Origin of the sequence: Candidatus Symbiopectobacterium sp. NZEC127, assembly GCF_025962675.1 — a bacterium.
In the GTDB taxonomy this organism is placed as follows: Bacteria; Pseudomonadota; Gammaproteobacteria; order Enterobacterales; family Enterobacteriaceae; genus Symbiopectobacterium.
In genome coordinates, this window is record NZ_JAGFPG010000069.1 from 1 (window position 1) to 567 (window position 567).

Annotated in this window: 1 protein-coding gene; it reads right to left on the reverse strand. The window is 51.9% G+C overall.

Annotation, left to right across the window (positions count from 1 at the left end):
* Positions 1 to 33: 33 nt before the first annotated feature.
* On the reverse strand, positions 34 to 567 hold a 534-nt coding region (locus J5069_RS23955), incomplete at its 5' end, for a carbohydrate ABC transporter permease (RefSeq protein WP_264646140.1).

Sequence of the window (567 nt, forward strand, 5' to 3'; positions counted from 1 at the left end):
TTTCATCTGCTAATACCTCTGGTGCCTTTCAAATTAATACTTCACGTAGCGTTTCTTGACGGCAAAATGAACCAGCGTCAGCAACACGGTAAAGATGAACAGCACAAACGACACCGCCGAGGCATAGCCGTAATCAAACTGAACGAATCCGGCCTTATAAATTTGCGTCATGACCACTTCTGTCGAGCCAGACGGTCCGCCACCGGTAGAGGCGTAGATTTCGGCGAACACGCGAAAACCGCGAATAAAGGACAGCATAATGATCACCGACATGGCAGGAATCAGACCCGGCAACGTCACATAGCGCAGACGATTCCAGCGACTGGCACCGTCAACGTTGGCTGCGTCATACAGTTCGCGGTTGATGGTGGCGAGCCCGGCAATAAAGATCACCATGTTGTACGGGACGGCTTTCCAGATTTGCAGCAGCATCACCATCGGCATCGCCTGATTCGGATCGGTGAGAAAGCCCTGCGCATCAATGCTAAACCATGACAACATGTGGTTAATCACGCCGTTGGGCGTCGGGTTGAACATGATTTTCCACATTTCCGCCACGATAGCCGC